The sequence below is a fragment of the Shewanella sp. HL-SH8 genome (assembly GCF_051165765.1).
Taxonomy (GTDB): Bacteria; Pseudomonadota; Gammaproteobacteria; order Enterobacterales; family Shewanellaceae; genus Shewanella; species Shewanella glacialimarina.
The window spans coordinates 232,010-249,598 of sequence record NZ_CP195039.1; the positions used below are offsets into that span (position 1 = coordinate 232,010).

Genomic DNA, 17,589 nt, shown 5'->3' on the forward strand with positions numbered 1-17,589 from the left:
TCTCTTACCGCATCATGCGGTTGAGTTTGTTATTATTGTTGGCCACCGTACTGGCGAGTGATGACATCTAATTTATTGCCACTGCGCTTCAATACACTGTCCATTCTGAATATTGCATTATCTACTTTGGCACCTGAGTGCAGTAAAAAATAATCACTCGTAATCACAAAACTTGAACGAAGAGTCGCTTCAGACTTTATTCCTCTCACTGAGGAGTTATCCCAAAAATCTTCTATTTTTTCATAACCATCTGCAGGTCGCTGGTTAATAATATTTTCGGCATCGGCAATAGAAATCTGATTATCCAACATGCCTACCATTAACGCCGCTTGTTCAACTTCAATAGTATTCACATTAAGCAATTGGCGATCATCACCGGGTATCGCACAAATATAGGGTAATAGTGTTACATATATATCTTGGGTAAAGCCCAGCACTGCACGAAGCTCACTACGATGCTGCATTAATGTATTCGCTGCACGATACGGTACTTTTCGAGACTCATATTCGGCATCTTCTGCACCAAATGGACCCGATAAAGTATCTTCATCAATATAATCTTTTAGGGTATGCGTTAAACGCTCTGCACCAAACTCATCCATGCCTAGGGCAATTAATAACCCTTGAAACTGTTTAGCCGCCAAGGTTAATTTTGGCTGCCCATTTTCAACTTCTTTTGACTCAAGCCCTACGGCATTCAAGTTGAAACAGGCACGCATATCTTGTATTTCACCGGCAATTTGGCCGTCTTCAACAGGAAAAATCACGTCGGCTAATGCCCAATATTGCTGGCGATGAACGATATTACCGTCGGCATCTTCAAAGTCTTGTTTGAGTACTTTCATTGCCAACTCTTCGCCAGACAGGGCATACCAATAAGCCTGATCATATTGCGCTAAATTAAGTGTTCGACGCATTGAGAGCTGGTTGCGACTGGTGATATTAGTGGCAATTGTCACTACCACAGCAACAATTAAAATCACCACTATCATGGCTACGCCCTGCTGCTTATGACGCCCCATCAACCTCGTCCACCATCATTACCATTGCCGACATTACGGCCATTATCATCAGTCCCGTCACCATTATTCGTACCATCGTCAACTTTATCTTTGTCTGACTCATTATTACCGCTTGATCCATTATTAGAATCATTTTTGTCGCTAGGTTTGGGTGCTGATGCACCTTTGGGCAATAAAAACTGGCGTTGAATTTTTCCTAAGCCCTCAATTTCTAAGTTAATCGCAATCCCTTTTGGCATGGTGGTGCCATCGGTTTTTCGCTCCCATTTATCATTAATATAAAATGAATATTCTATTGATAATACATTTTCAATAATAAGTGTTTTTAATGGCTCTGCACCACTTTCAGGCTCTGGGTAAGGATAATACCAACGCTCTAAGCGACCACCTTGAACAATATAGGCAACCGACTGGATACTGCCTCGGGGTAAAATGCCATCAGGGTTTAACCAACCTAACCGATAAAACACCAATGCTTCAGTTTCTGACTCAAGTAGGTTGTCACCACTTTGAAAATAACTGTTACTGCGTTCACCATCTAAGCCGCGAAATGTACGCGCAACTATTTGACCCAAATCTCGCTCAATTGCGCCAAAACCTTGTTGTAACGCTTTTAAACGAACGGAGAAAGCCTTGGTCACTTCATCGTTTTTCATTACGGTCGACAACACTGAGTTTGCTGCAAGGCCAACCATCGCAAAAATAGCGATAGCAATAAGCATCTCAAGTAAGGTAAAACCTTTATGGCCTTTAACCGCGGTTGTGAACATAACTACTCACTTGTGCCACTATGCGGGTATAACGCTGATCTTTACTCACACTGACTCGGATCATTCTGAAATTATCATCGGTGGTTTTTATCACTTCTTGACGCCAATACCACTCTTCACCGGCCAGCTCTACTTGGCCATCTTTTGAACCAATGTCGGGAAACTTATCCGGCAAGCGCGCCTCAACCATTTGATTACTGGCAACCCATTGCCCTAAGGTTCGCTCTTCTAAAATGGGCATGTTAGCCATTTGCTCGCCTAAACTTTTTGTGACTGACACAGCTGCAATAGAAAATACTGCTAAGGCGACAATCACTTCTAGTAAGGTCATGCCTTTAGAGTTGTTCATCAAAACGCCCTATCGATAATCGCCCTAATGCATCACCCACAACTAATACATCAATAGGTTGTCGGTTTTCATCGTTTATTGAAAAGTTCAGCTCAAATGGGGTCATCTCACCGCTTGGAAACAACAGAATTTGAGGTTCAGGATTTTTCTTTTTATCTTCAGCACTGGGCTCGTCAATAAAGGGCTCATCAAACCAAGAGTCTTGTTGCTCATCCTCTTGGTCAAGAGGCATACCATCTAACACTAAATTAAGCGTCATTCCTGGCGCTAAATCATGAACAGATAACAGCTTATCTTGCTCTATGGGTTCCCATTTAGCATCTTTATAATACACAAATTGATATGCGCTTTCGTCAACCACTATGCCAATGAATTGGCCACTTAACACGGTTTCATCGAGTACTAATTCTACTGTAGCCATGAAGCGTTGAGCTTGCTTTTTTAACTCTTGTTCAGGCCCAGCACTGCCCATTGATAGGGTGACAGCCGCAGCGGCTAGCCCCATCAATAATGCAACAAGCAAGACTTCTAGTAGCGTAAAACCAGATTGACGATATTTTTGCATGGCTTATTGGAAATCTTGTAAATTCCAGTTACCGATATCATCTTCAGTACCTGGTTGACCATCTGGACCTGCGCTAAAGATATCTAACTTGCCGTTTTCACCTGGGCTTAATAATAAATATTCGTTGCGCCATGGGTCCTGTGGCAAACGTTTTACATAGCCATCATCACGGTAGTTACGTGGCTCTGGCGATGATGACGGCTTTTGAACCAATGCATCTAAACCTTGATCTGTGGTTGGATAAACACTGTTATCTAGCTTGTACATGTCTAATGCGTTTTCGAGTGCAACGATGTCAGATACCGCTTTTTGCTGATCGGCTTTATCCTTGTTACCCATTAAGTTGGGAACAACCATTGAGGCTAAAATACCTAGAATAACGATAACAACCATGACCTCAAGTAAGGTAAAACCACGTTGTTTGGTTTGCTTTTGCATTGAATACTTCCTCTAAAACAGTGTTGTTAATATGATTTGGGTTAAGACTTTGCATTAACCGCTGATTAAATTGTTGAGCTCTAAAATAGGTTGTAAAATTGCCATTACAATAAATAACACTACACCTGCCATGCTAACAACAAGCAGCGGCTCAAATACGCCGATAGCAATATTGACGTTAGATTCAAATTCACGGTCTTGGTTATCTGCCGCACGTTCTAACATATTTTCTAGCTGGCCACTTTTTTCACCCGAAGCGATCATATACAGCATCATAGCGGGAAAAAGCTTAGTGTTGGTTAATGCTGCGCCTAAACTGGTGCCTTCGCGCACTCTAGCACCGGCATCATCAACGGCAGCACGCACTTTCACATTTTGCAGTACTTCACTGGCAATACGCATACCATCTAATAATGGCACCGCACTAGCGGATAAAATACTTAGGGTTCGAGCAAATCGTGCGGTATTGATACTCTTACTGACCTTACCAATCACAGGAAGTTTCAAGAGTAATGAATCAAACTTCATCCGCATTGCTGGCTGAGTTAATAAGCGTTTAAGTACAACAAATAAGGCGACAATCACGCCGACAAGAATAAAGCCGTAGTTTTGCACAAAGTCAGAGGCAAGAATTAAAAACTGGGTTGTGCCGGGTAACTCTTGTCCCATATGTTCAAATTGACCAACCACTTTAGGTACGACTGCGGCTAATAATACCGCAATGACGCCAATAGCAACCGTGGTCAGTACCGCAGGATAAATCATCGCCTGAGTCAGTTTTGATTTCAATTGTTGGCGGCGCTCGGTGTAATCGGCTAAACGATTTAACACTACTTCTAAATGGCCAGATTTTTCACCCGACGCCACCATAGCGCGATATAAGTCATCAAATACATGGGGGAATTCCGCCATTGAGTCAGCAAGGCTATAACCTTCGACCACCCGTGAGCGAACCGCCATAATCATATTACCTAAACGGGCTTTTTCAGATTGTTGCCCCACAGCTTTTAAGGCTTCTTCAATCGGTAAACCCGCGGCAACTAAGGTGGCAATTTGTCGGGTAATTAACGCCAATTCCGCGACAGAAATACGTTTCTTAAATAAGTTACCAAAACTAAAACCGCCACTTTGTGAACGAGCCTCTTTGTCTGCCACTTGCTGTATTTCTACCGGCATTAGGCGTTGTTCACGTAATTGACTACGGGCATGACGCGCCGAGTCGGCTTCTATCACCCCTTTTTGTTGCTTGCCTTTTTTATCAAGGGCTTTGTATTCAAACGCTGCCATTGATTATTCCTCGCGAGTGACGCGTAGTACTTCTTCTAATGTAGTTAAGCCTGCCAGCACTTTACTCATGCCGTCATGACGAATACTTGGGATGGTTTTACGGACATATTTTTCAATGGCTAACTCACCACGGCCACCGTGAATAAGTTCACGCACGTTATCATCAACCACCAGCAGTTCATGAATGCCGGTACGGCCACGATAACCATTTTCGCCACAGGCTTTACACCCTTTGGCGCGGAATATAACCCGTGTGTCATTGGCGGTTATGCCTAACAATTCACGTTCACGCTCATCGGGCACATGCGATTCTTTACATTTAGGGCATAAGGTACGAATAAGTCGCTGCGCTAATACGCCCAGTAAACTAGATGAAACCAGAAAAGGTTCTACGCCCATATCTTGCAGACGCGTAATCGCACCAGAAGCGGTATTGGTATGTAAGGTTGAAATCACTAAGTGACCCGTAAGTGATGCTTGTATGGCAATTTGTGCGGTTTCTAAATCGCGGATTTCGCCTATCATTACCACATCGGGGTCTTGACGTAATATGGCGCGTAAACCTCGGGCAAACGTCATGTCGACTTTATTGTTAACCTGAGTTTGGCCTACACCTTCTAATTCATATTCGATAGGATCTTCAACGGTTAAAATATTGGTGTCTTTGGAGTTGATTTCAGTCAAGCCAGCATACAAGGTAGTACTTTTACCTGAACCTGTTGGACCGGTCACCAAAATAATGCCATGGGGCTTACGAATAAGTTGATCGAATTGCTCGCGAATACCGGGTGTCATGCCCAATTGCTGTAAATCAAGGTTACCGGTATTTTTATCTAACAGACGCATCACCACACGTTCGCCATGACTTGATGGCATGGTCGAAACACGCACATCGACCGCACGCCCAGCAATACGCAGCGAAATGCGTCCATCTTGTGGTACACGTTTTTCGGCAATATCTAATCGTGCCATCACTTTAATACGTGACACTAGCAAAGAAGATAACTTGCGGTTTGGTTTTAAAACTTCCTTCAACACACCGTCAATACGGAAACGAACAATAAGTTGTTTCTCATAGGTTTCAATATGGATATCAGAGGCTTCTTCTTTAATGGCTTCGGATAACAAAGCGTTAATCAACTTAATGATTGGCGCATCATCATCACCTTCGAGCAAATCCTCTGTTTGAGGTAACTCTTCAGCTAAAGTAAACAAGTCCATCTCGTTACCAATATCCTCCATTAGCTGTTGTGCTTCTGACGAATTGGCCTGATAAGCTTGGGTTAACTTAGCTTCAAAAGTGGTTTTTTCCAATTTGAATAAGGGTAAATCTTGTCCTGTATAACGACGCGCCTCAAGCATGGCTTCAATAGGGGTCGCCTCAGTGTAAAACAACGACAACAGCTCATCTTGTTTAGCCAGCACCAATTGAAAACGGTGGGCAAACGTGAACGGTAGTCGCTCTTTGCTATTAGAGTGGAAGACCTCATCGCCTTCCACTTCTAGCGCTAACTCTTGAGATGCCTGCGCCAACGGATCCGCTGCGATATCAGTCATCATTTTGCTCACTATCATTTAGATCATTTGTTTGTTTGCTTTCATTAATGCTTCTTAATGCCGGGTCAGTTTCACGCATTTGGGTTTCTAACCCTTTACCATTTTTATAACGTTCAAGTACCTGGTTAACGTCATCCGGAACATAAGTGTCTTGATCCCACTCGTCCAAAATTGGCACATTAGAGTCAGGCATTAAGTTGATACCGCCACGTTGCTGTTCAAGTTGCAGTGCACGGAAATAGTTATACTTACGACCCGCTATGCCTTCCATGGTGATACCGTCACGGATAATGGTTGGCTTAATAAACACCATTAGATTTTTCTTTTTCTTACCGCTTGAAGACGATTTAAAGAGATGACCAATAATAGGTAGATCACCTAAAAACGGCACTTTTTGCACGCTTTCTTGAACTTCTTCACTGATTAAGCCACCCAGTACCACAATTTGACCAGAATCAGCCATAACAGTCGTAGTTAAGCGGCGAGTCGCAAATGTCACATCAACACCGGTTTTACCGTTAATGCCTGACACCTCTTGCTCAATCGTTAGCTTAACCGAAGTCCCTTCGTTAATTTGCGGTACGACTTTTAATTTAACGCCCACTTCTTTACGTTCAACGGTTTGAAAAGGGTTACTGTTACCATTACTGGAATTTTGGCTGCCGGTTAAAATAGGTACTTCATCACCAACAATAAACGAGGCTTCTTGGTTATCAAGGGTGGTGATTGACGGCGTTGCTAACACGTTTGAATTTGTATCGCTTGATACCGCTTGAATAAGTGCACCAAAGTCACCCATAGCAACGCCCCAAGCCATACCATTTACTTTGCCTAAAGCCTGTGCAAGTAAAGTAATATCGCCCTGAGAACTTGGATTTTGACCAATTACCTCACCTGTACTTGGATTAGTAATAAAAGTACCTTCTTGTTCGCGTGCATTCCATATACCAGCACCAATCTCACCAATCGTTGGGCCTAGGTTATTAAACTGAGTGCCGCCACCGGCTTCGGTAACCCATTGAATGCCAAAACCAACATCATCGCCTTCGGCAACTTCAACGATAATAGCTTCAACCAATACCTGTGCTCGGCGAATATCGAGTTGGTTTATCACGCTTTCGATGGTGCGCATTTGATCGGGTTCAGCACTGATCACCAAGGCATTGGTGTCAGCGTGGGCCATAATATTAATTTCGCTACGGCGCTTACTGCCACCAGCTTGTTGAGCACCGTCTTTATCACTTTGTAAGTTTTGCGCAAAACCGGTTAACACTTCGACTAAATCTTCAGCATTGGCATAACGTAAATAACGTACTTTGGTATTACCGGTGTTGGCTTGCTCTGCATCTAAACGTTTAATTAACTCAACTACGCGTTGACGACTTTTTTCATCACCACTGACAATCACAGCATTGGTGCGCTCGTCGGCAACCACTTTAGGTGCTTGGCCAGGTAGTTGTGATTGATTAGCACTTGAACGGTAAAGGGTGTCAATGATGCGAACAATTTCACCCGCCGAAGCAAACTCTAATGACACCACTTGAACTGCGGTATCACCTTGTTTGTCAACGCGGCGAACAATATCCACCAACTTGTTAACAACAGCGGCTCGCCCCGAAATCATTAATACGTTTGATGGGTCATAGTTAACAACGTTACCGCCACCCGCGTTATCATTTAATTGGCGCAATAGCGGTGCAAGCTGCTTAGCTTCGGTATTGTATAGCGCCACAATACGCGTCACCATTTCGTCACCTAAGCCAGGAGTAGAGTCGTCAGCAACACGAATTGCAGCAGTTTTAGCGTCTTTATCTTTAATGACTTTAATGACATGGTTTTCCATTTCAACCACGGCATAACCATATACTTGCAGCACATTGAGGAAAAACTGGTAATACTGATCGTCATTTAACAGATCATAACTACGCACATTAATTTTACCGCGCACTGTAGGATCGACAATAATAGTTTTATTCAGGTTTTTACCGACAATATTAATAAACTCTTGTATGTCAGTTCCTTTGAAGTTGGCAGCATATTGTTCCGACCAAGCGCCATGGGAAGCGAGCATCGCAGCACCAGCAATCATGCCTGCAATAATCTTGTGTCGAAGTCCTTTGTTATTCATTATTCTTATTCCCCTAATGCCACTACTTATTGTGGCAAGCTAAACATGATTTCGACCAATTGTCCTTCGCGTTCGACCATCACCGACATTTCTGTCAGTTCAGACAACTGCGCCATCACTTCTAATGCCTGACTCATTTCGGTCAGATCAAATCCGTTAATTGATTTAGCTAAATCACTCGGTTGGAACCCTGCCTGTTTAAACAGTTCCGCATCTTTACCTGGATTTAAACGATACCCGGCTATTTCTCCGTCTCTTTGAACGGGGGAAATGGCAATATAATCGGTAATTTTACTTGGGTCAGACAGCAACTGATCACGTGAATGAGCCAATTCAGCAGAAAGCTCACTGTTGCGCATGTCCACTTGCCTAACATCACGCGAGTTAATTTTAGCCTGCTGGAGCTGCTGATTAACATTACTTTGCGTGGTGTATGCTAAGCCATCTAACATCAAGGTTTCATAGCGCCCCGAGTTAGTAATAATGATGCGGTCGGCGTAGACTTCTTTAAGTGAAGCAGACGTCCCTTTAATTTTATCGCCAAGGCTGTAGGTCTCTTGGTTGCCGCTAGATTCAATAACAGCCAGGCCATGTCGCTCTGATGTTGATGCAACCACACCCGTTAATAAAATGGATAAATTGGTTTTAGGTGCGTCAGTGATTTGCTCAACGACCTCTGCCTTAGGCCGACTATTATTGTTATCAACTTGACCAAACAATAATAAATTGCGCACAGCATCAAGCTCCACACGCTTGGCGGAAGAGGCTGACACAGGAGAGGGTTGCCAATTTGCCTGATTATCAGACACGGGCATAAACTTCCATGTAATTTGTGCAGCAAGCAGCAACACAACTATAAGACCTAAGCCAAAAACGATATTACTCACTTGCTTGTGAGGAATAACAGCCGCTTTGGTGATCAGTTTATCTAATAAATCCATAGGTTTTGGACCCTCTATACTTTTACAGTACAGGCCTCTGTTTTATGTTGTAATTTAGTTATAGCTACTCATGCTAACTCACACAGCAATAAGCAACAAGCCCAGAGCAGATCAATTGGCGAAATACGCCCAAATATGCTAACTTTACGCGCCAGAAAAGGGTGTGAGGCCGGCCGCTTTTTACGATGATACTTTATCGATATGACGGTAAAATGAATCAGCTTGTGAACTCAGTCCAGTTTAGGGAGGCGCTTTGAAAGACAATAAGTCCGATAAATCCACTATTAGGCTCGACAAATGGCTTTGGGCAGCTCGTTTTTACAAAACCCGCGCATTAGCCAAAGACATGATTAATGGCGGCAAAGTACATTACAATGGACAACGTACTAAATCCAGTAAGAATGCTGAGCTGGGTTGCAAAATACGGATCCGCCAGGGACATGATGATAGAGAAGTGGTTATTGTAAAGTTATCGGAGCAACGCCAAGGTGCTGAAATTGCCCAAACACTTTATCAAGAAACCGAGCAAAGTATTATTAAACGTGAGTTTAACGCCGAAGCAAGACGATTGAACATGTTAAATAATCCGGTTCCCGACCATAAGCCGGATAAAAAACAGCGCAGACAGCTTATGCGCTTCAAAGAATTATAGAATTAGACGATTAATCAATTAATCAATTAATCGACTTATTACAGAAGAGATACGTGATGACTAACGATATATTACACCGCTACCTGTTTGATAACGCTGATGTCCGTGGTGAAATTGTTCAATTACAAGATTGTTACCAACAAGTACTATCCGCCCATGATTATCCTGTAGCGGTTCAGCATTTATTAGGTCAATTGATGGCAGCAACCTCTTTACTGACAGCCACAATTAAATTTTCTGGTGATATCAGCGTCCAATTACAAGGTGACGGCCCAGTATCATTAGCGGTCATTAATGGCAATAACAAGCAAGTATTACGCGGCGTTTCACGCTGGAAAGGTGATATTGCCGCTGATGCTAGCCTGCAAGATATGATGGGCAAAGGCTATATGGTGATAACCCTAACACCGGATGAGGGTGAGCGTTATCAAGGTATTGTGTCATTAGACCACTCGAATATGGCGGCCTGTTTAGAAGAATACTTTAACCAGTCAGAGCAGCTACCTACTCAAATTCAGCTTTTTGCCAACGGTCAACAAGCGGCGGGAATGTTGTTACAGGTATTACCTTCTAAATCAGCTGAAAATGAAGACTATGAGCACTTATCAGCAATTACTGCCACAATTAAAGCTGATGAATTGTTCACCCTTGACGCTGAACAAGTGCTACATCGCTTATATCATCAAGAAGAAGTGCGTTTATTTGATCCTGTAAATGTGACATTTAAATGCAGTTGTTCACGCGAACGTACCTCAGCAGCTATTCGTACTATTCCACAGACTGAAGTGGAGCAGATTTTAGCTGAAGAAGGTAAAATTGATATGAACTGCGAATACTGCTCAATAATGTACACCTTTGACCGCATCGACATCGCCTCCATTTATGCCATAAGCCCAAGCAACGACACTGCACAGTAACCTCACCACGTAAAAAAGGCTGAAAGGGTTTCACAAAAAAGGCGCTAAATGCGCCTTTTTTGGTCTTTGTTCTCAGCAAAAAATAGACAAACCCGAAAAACTTTCAAAAAAATTACCAAACTGTTCGTTACCCCGCTTGCAACATACGTTACAATCAAGCATCTGAACGGCATAGACATATAATAATAGTCTTTCAGAAAACCTCTTTCTTATGCTTTAGAGCGAAAACGACCTATAAAATTGGAGATTTACACTATGGCGGATGTATCAAACCGCGTTCACCTTAATCCGACAACTGCGCAACTTGTTGAAATAGCGCTTCTTCGTGGCGAAGGTCAACTTACCGCAAACGGTGCATTAGTGGCAAAAACGGGCGAAAGAACAGGACGTTCACCTAACGATCGTTTTATTGTTAAAGAATCAGGCTCAGAAAGTGAAATTGAATGGGGCAAAGTTAACCGCCCATTTGATGCAGGAAAATTTGATGCGTTATGGGGCCGTGTAGAAGCTTACCTAGCAGACAAAGAGTTGTTTATGTCTGAACTTGAGGTAGGCGCAGATGATGACCATTATTTACCGATAAAAGTCACTACCGAATATGCATGGCACCAGATATTCGCACGTAATTTATTTATCACGCCAGAGACCTTTAACCGTGGTAACAAAGACGTTTGGCAAATAATCAATGCGCCAGGCTTTGTTTGTGTGCCAGAGCGTGATGGTACCAACTCAGAAGCGACAGTTATCCTTAACTTTGCAGAGCGTAAAGTCTTGTTAGCAGGTCTTAAATACGCCGGTGAAATGAAGAAGTCGATGTTCTCGGTGCAAAACTTCCTGCTACCAGCCAAAGGCGTGTTACCAATGCACTGCTCGGCAAACGTCGGTCATGATGGCGATACCACCCTATTTTTTGGTTTGTCAGGCACAGGTAAAACCACCTTGTCAGCCGATCCAAAACGTTTCTTAATTGGTGATGACGAACATGGTTGGGCACCGGGTGGTGTGTTTAACATTGAAGGCGGCTGTTACGCCAAATGTATCGATTTAAGCCAAAAGAATGAACCTGTTATTTGGGATGCTATTCGTTTTGGTACCGTGCTTGAAAACGCCGTATTAGATGCTAACCGCGTGCCTGACTATTCAGATACCAGCTTAACCGAAAACAGCCGTGCAGCTTATCCTCTTGAGCATATTGCCCAACGTAAAGAAGAAAACTGTGGCGCAGAACCAAACTCAGTGGTGTTTTTAACCTGTGATGTCTCTGGTGTATTACCGCCAGTTTCAATACTGACTAAAGAGCAAGCTGCATATCACTTCTTGTCAGGTTACACGGCTAAAGTGGGTTCAACTGAAATGGGCTCTACTGCTGCGATTCAATCAACATTTTCAACCTGTTTTGGTGCGCCTTTCTTCCCTCGCCCAGCGGGCGTGTACGCTGAACTATTAATGAAGCGTATTGAATCATTCGGTAGCCGAGTGTATTTAGTTAATACTGGCTGGACAGGTGGTCCACATGGTGTTGGTAAGCGTTTTGATATACCAACAACGCGTGCCATTGTTGATGCTATTGTTAGCGGTGAACTAAAAGATGTTGAAACAGTTCATATCGACAAATTGAATTTAGCGGTACCTGTTGCAATTACAGGTGTTGATAGTAAGTTACTTAACCCAGTTAACACTTGGGCTGATAAAGCTGAATACGATAAGTATGCCCAACAAATTGCCCAAGAGTTTGCGGCAAACTTTGTTAAATACGATGTGTCAGATGCGATTAAAAATGCTGGACCTAAAGCTTAACTCCCCTTGCTTTAGGTTACTATTTTAACCGCCAATAAGCCCTAACCTAGTTAGGGCTTATTTTTTACCCTTTCACTACCCGTTTAAACCTGTCTCACCAACAACCTATTCTGATTAACATCATCTGACTTACCCTATTAAATAGGCTATTGGGTCAATTCTCACCGACCGCTATAGGTGTACCTGATTAGCCAAGTTAATAACTTTGTAACAAGCTTTAACATCTAGGTTATTTCACCCAAAACGTTGCTATGATAAGTAATATTTTAAACTGTTCAAACTCATAAGAATAATATTAAGCGAGCCACGATGCACAGATTAGCTTTATCAACCAGTATTGCCGCGATGTTACTGTCGACAGCATGTTTTGCCGATACACACTCAAATGCGCAATTTATTAATGATGCTATTTTGCCGCCAATGCATGCCTGGCAAGGTAAGAGTGAGTCATTATTGGTGGCAAATGATCACCCATGGGTAACGCCATTTGAACAACAAAATTATCTTAGCAGCCCCAGTTATGCCGACACAGTAAGTTGGTTTGACAAACTTGTGCAAAGTAGCTCAATGCTTAAAAAAGTCAGTATAGGCAAAAGTCCACAAGGGCGAGATATTTGGATGATTATCGCCTCTCAAAACGGCGCAGCAACCTCTGATCAATTAAGCGAAAACAATAAACCCACTGTGCTGGTACAAGCAGGTATTCACTCTGGTGAAATAGACGGTAAAGATGCCGGCATGATGTTGCTGCGCGACATAGCCCATGGCAACAAAAAAGCCTTATTAGACAATACAAACCTGCTTTTTATTCCTATTCTGTCGGTTGATGCCCATGAGCGAAGCAGCCAATATAGTCGCGTTAATCAACGCGGCCCCATCAATATGGGCTGGCGCACAACAGCGACAAATCTTAATTTAAACCGAGATTACGTCAAAGCAGATGCGCCTGAAATGCAGCATGTGTTAAGCGTCATTAACCAATGGCAACCTGACTTGTATATTGATGTTCATGTCACCGACGGCATTGACTATCAATATGATGTCACCTTTGGCTATAACGTTAAGCAAGGTGCTAGCCCGAAGATATTTGCATGGCTGGATAGCACTTATAGACCAGAAATTGAATCAGCTTTGTCAGCCAATGATCATATTCCAGGTAAACTGATATTTGCCAATGACAATACCGACATGCACAAAGGTGTGTCTTACTGGAACCCAAGCCCACGTTTTTCAAATGGTTATGGTGACGCACGACATTTACCGACAATCTTAATTGAAAATCACAGCTTAAAACCGTTTAAACAACGCGTTTTAGGCACCTATGTAATGTTAGAGCAAACCTTAAAAACGGTAGGAGAACACAGTAAAACCTTATCGGCGGCTATTCGTCAGGATCAACAACGGCTTGCCAGTAATATAGTATTAACTTGGAAAGATGAGCCCCAAGCAACATGGGACTTTAAAGGTATTGATTACAAGCTTGAAAAAAGTGCTATCAGCGGCGCAAATGTGGTGCGCTGGACCGCAGAGCCCAAGCTTTATAAAGACCTGCCTGTTATAGGAAATACGAAAGCTGACATCCGGGTGACTCGACCCAACGCCTATTATATTCCCCCACAATGGACAGCCGTGATTGAAAAATTAGCATTACACGGTATCGAGATGACAACGCTAACTAAGCCGATAACGATCACCGCCGAGCAGTATCGCTTTGAGCACCCTAAATTTGGCCAACAGGATTATGAAAGCCGTCAAACAGTAATGGCCGATACCATAAGTGACACAGTCAAAGTCACACTCGATGCTGGTACAATTAAAATTGATACCGCACAACCGCTTGGCAACTTAGCCATATTGTTGCTTGAGCCACAGGCTGAGGATTCATTATTTTTCTGGGGATTTTTCAACACTATTTTTACTCGTACTGAATACATTGAAGATTATGCTGTTGAGCCTTTAGCAGTAAAAATGCTCGCACAAAATCCACAATTAAAAGCTGAATTTGAGCAGGCATTAGAAGATGAAAGCTTTGCCAGTGACAGTGATGCAAGATTGCGTTGGTTTTATGAGCGCAGTCCATATTACGATCAACAATATCAAGTGTATCCAGTCTTAAGAGAAGTCCAATAAACACGAAAATATCGCCATTGAAAACATCGATGGCGAATAAGGTCAATCTACGCGATAGCTAAGGTTTGCTAATGTTAAATGAAATTACATGATAATTAGTGCTCACGCTTAACATCACCATCAGCCGCAACAGGAATACGCTACCATAATCATTAATAAAAATTGAGACCGCCTAAAGCTTACTAATTCTATTGATTATTTCATTATAACATTACGTATCAAATCGATTAATTAATGTTAGCTTTTGATGTCTAGGCAATTTTTTTACTGCTATCTCACGCTTGGTCGCACTGCTGCGGCAGCTCAATGACTCTTGATACACTAATGTTAGTGGGCCTTTACCTTTAAGATACTTTGCAGCCAAAGGGCCTGATGACTGATGCTCAGAGAAACGTCGGGCGACATCAGTGGTTATCCCTGTGTATAAATGCCCATTGGCACACTTAATTATGTATAAAAACCAATCTTTTGCTGATTTTTTTGCTGCATATTTGCTAAAAACCTTAAGTTGGATCATAAAACACTACGATTATCATGGCATACTAACCGACAATTTTATCTTCTCACCACTTGGTGATGACAACCCTGCTTTTAAAGGAATATCTGATGATAGCAACTCAAGACCCTTGTGCTCAACCTACGTTATTACACCCAGATGACGCTATAGTACAACTGCTTGAACAAGTTGAAGCCACTGAAGACTCTGAAGTAGTTGAGTTATCACACTCTATCGGACGAGTATTAGCAGAAGATCTTGCGTCAGGTTTAGACTTACCTCCTTTTAATAATTCTGCGATGGACGGTTACGCAATGCGATTTGCGGACTTAACACCAAATAAGTCAGAAACCACACTCACTTTAGTTGGCAGCTCATTTGCTGGTCACCCTTATCGCGGTAAAGTTACCGCAAATACCTGTATTCGGATCATGACAGGTGCACCTGTGCCACAGGGTTACGATACCGTGCAAATGCAGGAAAAGGCGGTGACTAATGGTGAAGAAATTACGATTACCCACCCAGGCAAGCATGGGGCAAATGTACGATATCGCGGTGAAGAGCTTACCGCTGGCACCAAAGTATTATTTAAGGGGACACAAATTAGAGCCGCCGAAATGGGCGTACTGGCAACAATAGGCATCAGTAAAGTTAGAGTGAAACGCGTCATAAAAGTCGCCTTCTTTTCTACTGGCGATGAACTTCGCCCAGTTGGTACAGAGCTTGCGCCAGGACAAATTTATGATTCAAATCGCTATTCGATTCAGGGACTCATGGCCAAAGCGAATGTCGAATGGATAGACTTAGGCGTAATTGAAGATGATAAAGAAGCGATTCGCGCTGCATTTAGAGATGCTGCCGAATGTGCCGACATGGTAATAACCTCTGGTGGGGTGTCGGTGGGTGATGCGGATTACACTAAACAAATTCTATCCGAAGAAGGTCAAATCACCTTCTGGAGACTGGCGATAAAACCTGGTAAACCTTTTGCTTTTGGTAAGTTAGGTAAGGCTGTGTTTTGTGGCTTACCCGGCAATCCGGTTTCATCTATGGTCACTTTCTATAAATTGGTGTGGCCTATCTTAAATAAAATGCAGGGTTTACCCCATAAAACACCGCTAACTTATCAGGCAAAATTACTCACCCCTATTCGCAAACACCCGGGGCGTGTTGAATATCAACGTGGTGTATTAACTCAAAACACCCAAGGTGAAATAGAAGTATCAACTACCGGTGGGCAAGGCTCTGGTATGTTAACGTCAATGAGTATTGCTAACTGCTTTATCAACCTAGCTCAATTCCAAGGTGATACTGAGGCTGGCTCTATGGTCACAGTAGAACCCTTTAATCATGTGTTAACTTAGGAGTTGATATGAGCCAATCCGAAGATAACGCTATCAGTGATAATTTGTGTCACGACGAGATATTGTCAGACAACGAAATGCTGCGTTACAGTCGCCAAATATCGATTAAAGCAATGGATATTAATGGCCAAGAAAAACTTAAATTAGCTAAGGTACTGATTATAGGCGCTGGCGGATTAGGTTGTGCTGCAAGCCAGTATCTTGCTGTTGCAGGTATTGGTGAAATAACACTGGTCGATTTTGACACAGTTGAACTGTCTAACTTACAACGCCAGGTTTTGCACCAGGATGCCAATATTGGTCAGGCTAAAGTTCACTCTGCCAAACAAACGTTAACTCAACTCAACCCACTGATTACCGTTAATGCGATTAACGCTTTACTCGATGATCAGCAAATCAACACGCTCGTTTCTACCCATAGCCTAGTATTAGATTGCACCGATAATGTTTCGGTGCGCGAACAACTTAACCACAGTTGCTTACAGCACCAAATACCGCTTGTTTCTGCGGCGGCGATTAGAATGGAAGGCACGGTAACGGTATTTGATTATCAACCCAATACCCCTTGTTACCATTGCTATAGCCAGCTCTTTGGCGAGCAACATTTAACCTGCGTAGAGTCTGGTATTCTGGCACCCGTAGTCGGCTTGGTCGGCTGTATTCAAGCAACCGAAGCAATAAAAGTGATTACTGCAATGGGGCAACACTTAGTGGGTAGAATATTGATGATCGATGCGATGACGATGGAGTTTCGCGCCATGAAACTGACTAAACAGCCCCACTGTGAGGTGTGCGGTTCATCAACCAACAAACTTAAATAGCGGTTTAAACTGTAATATCACTGTCAGTTATAGGTAAAGTCGCATCTGTATTGGTCAGATTAGATTGTTGGTCTAACAAAGCCCGTTCAGCTTTAGACACATACTGTGGTTTATTCGCAGTATGTAACTTTTGATTGGCTTTTTTAGCTTTAGCTTTAAGAGTTTGGTTGATTTTCTTTTTTCGGTTCATGGTGATTTAACTTTTAAATAGTTTTCAAATAATAACTTGATACTCACTCAAGTCAAAAGGCACTTGCTGAGTATACTGCTAGCGAGTATTAACCATTAAAGCCGCAACATCTTAAATCAAGTAGACTTAACGCGTTAAGTTACCTCAAAAATACGGCTAGACTCG

General features: G+C 42.7%; 16 protein-coding genes and 1 pseudogene. 6 read left to right on the forward strand and 11 right to left on the reverse strand.

What is annotated here, in order from left to right:
* Positions 1-32: 32 nt before the first annotated feature.
* Genes gspK through gspC form a run of 9 tightly spaced genes read right to left on the reverse strand, consistent with a single transcriptional unit; the run spans position 33 to position 9,057 of the window.
* Positions 33-1,022 carry a type II secretion system minor pseudopilin GspK gene (gspK, locus tag ACRWQN_RS00990; protein WP_434939496.1) on the reverse strand — a complete coding sequence of 330 codons (990 nt, stop codon included), beginning with the start codon at positions 1,020-1,022 and terminating at the stop codon, positions 33-35.
* A complete protein-coding gene (gene gspJ, locus ACRWQN_RS00995; RefSeq protein ID WP_434939497.1) occupies positions 1,022-1,792 on the reverse strand; it encodes a type II secretion system minor pseudopilin GspJ in 771 nt (256 codons plus the stop codon). The genes gspK and gspJ overlap by 1 nt, the downstream gene beginning before the upstream one ends.
* The gene (gene gspI / locus ACRWQN_RS01000) at positions 1,773-2,141 is read right to left on the reverse strand and encodes a type II secretion system minor pseudopilin GspI (protein ID WP_434927585.1); all 369 of its coding nucleotides are present in this window, start codon (positions 2,139-2,141) and stop codon (positions 1,773-1,775) included. Before gspI ends, gspJ begins: the two co-directional genes overlap by 20 nt.
* Positions 2,128-2,706 (reverse strand): type II secretion system minor pseudopilin GspH, encoded by a 579-nt coding sequence (gspH, locus tag ACRWQN_RS01005; RefSeq protein ID WP_434939498.1) that lies wholly within the window; start codon positions 2,704-2,706, stop codon positions 2,128-2,130. The genes gspI and gspH overlap by 14 nt, the downstream gene beginning before the upstream one ends.
* Positions 2,707-2,709: 3 nt before the next feature.
* On the reverse strand, positions 2,710-3,144 hold the full coding sequence (gene gspG / locus ACRWQN_RS01010; protein ID WP_226412444.1) for a type II secretion system major pseudopilin GspG: 435 nt from the start codon (positions 3,142-3,144) through the stop codon (positions 2,710-2,712).
* A 54-nt stretch (positions 3,145-3,198) separates the two neighbouring features.
* The gene (gene gspF / locus ACRWQN_RS01015) at positions 3,199-4,431 is read right to left on the reverse strand and encodes a type II secretion system inner membrane protein GspF (protein ID WP_434930873.1); all 1,233 of its coding nucleotides are present in this window, start codon (positions 4,429-4,431) and stop codon (positions 3,199-3,201) included.
* Between the two features lie 3 nt (positions 4,432-4,434).
* Positions 4,435-5,991: a type II secretion system ATPase GspE gene (gene gspE, locus ACRWQN_RS01020; RefSeq protein WP_404829989.1), complete on the reverse strand. Its 1,557-nt coding sequence runs from the start codon at positions 5,989-5,991 to the stop codon at positions 4,435-4,437.
* On the reverse strand, positions 5,981-8,116 hold the full coding sequence (gene gspD, locus ACRWQN_RS01025) for a type II secretion system secretin GspD (RefSeq protein WP_434927589.1): 2,136 nt from the start codon (positions 8,114-8,116) through the stop codon (positions 5,981-5,983). Before gspD ends, gspE begins: the two co-directional genes overlap by 11 nt.
* 26 nt (positions 8,117-8,142) lie before the next feature.
* Entirely contained in the window at positions 8,143-9,057 is a 915-nt protein-coding gene (gene gspC / locus ACRWQN_RS01030; RefSeq protein WP_434939499.1) for a type II secretion system protein GspC, read from the reverse strand.
* 253 nt (positions 9,058-9,310) lie between these two features.
* Between gspC and hslR the strand changes: the two genes are divergently transcribed.
* From hslR to ACRWQN_RS01050, 4 genes are all read left to right on the forward strand, one after another.
* Positions 9,311-9,709, forward strand: coding sequence for a ribosome-associated heat shock protein Hsp15 (hslR, locus tag ACRWQN_RS01035; RefSeq protein ID WP_226412436.1), 399 nt, complete (start codon positions 9,311-9,313; stop codon positions 9,707-9,709).
* Positions 9,710-9,765: 56 nt separating this feature from the next.
* Positions 9,766-10,626 carry an Hsp33 family molecular chaperone HslO gene (gene hslO / locus ACRWQN_RS01040; RefSeq protein ID WP_434927591.1) on the forward strand — a complete coding sequence of 287 codons (861 nt, stop codon included), beginning with the start codon at positions 9,766-9,768 and terminating at the stop codon, positions 10,624-10,626.
* Between the two features lie 234 nt (positions 10,627-10,860).
* A complete protein-coding gene (locus ACRWQN_RS01045; protein WP_434940579.1) occupies positions 10,861-12,423 on the forward strand; it encodes a phosphoenolpyruvate carboxykinase in 1,563 nt (520 codons plus the stop codon).
* A gap of 309 nt (positions 12,424-12,732) precedes the next feature.
* Positions 12,733-14,553, forward strand: coding sequence for a M14 family metallopeptidase (locus ACRWQN_RS01050; protein WP_434939500.1), 1,821 nt, complete (start codon positions 12,733-12,735; stop codon positions 14,551-14,553).
* Between the two features lie 211 nt (positions 14,554-14,764).
* Here ACRWQN_RS01050 and ACRWQN_RS01055 read toward each other — a convergent pair.
* Positions 14,765-15,016: pseudogene (locus ACRWQN_RS01055) on the reverse strand (GIY-YIG nuclease family protein); the annotation flags it as partial.
* 143 nt (positions 15,017-15,159) lie between these two features.
* On the opposite strand from ACRWQN_RS01055, the gene moeA reads away from it, so the two are divergent.
* Entirely contained in the window at positions 15,160-16,413 is a 1,254-nt protein-coding gene (gene moeA / locus ACRWQN_RS01060) for a molybdopterin molybdotransferase MoeA (RefSeq protein ID WP_434939501.1), read from the forward strand.
* 8 nt (positions 16,414-16,421) lie between these two features.
* Positions 16,422-17,234, forward strand: coding sequence for a molybdopterin-synthase adenylyltransferase MoeB (gene moeB, locus ACRWQN_RS01065; protein WP_434939502.1), 813 nt, complete (start codon positions 16,422-16,424; stop codon positions 17,232-17,234).
* Positions 17,235-17,238: 4 nt separating this feature from the next.
* Here the strand turns inward: moeB and ACRWQN_RS01070 are convergent, their stop codons facing one another.
* On the reverse strand, positions 17,239-17,424 hold the full coding sequence (locus ACRWQN_RS01070) for a DUF2986 domain-containing protein (RefSeq protein WP_226412422.1): 186 nt from the start codon (positions 17,422-17,424) through the stop codon (positions 17,239-17,241).
* Positions 17,425-17,589: the final 165 nt, after the last annotated feature.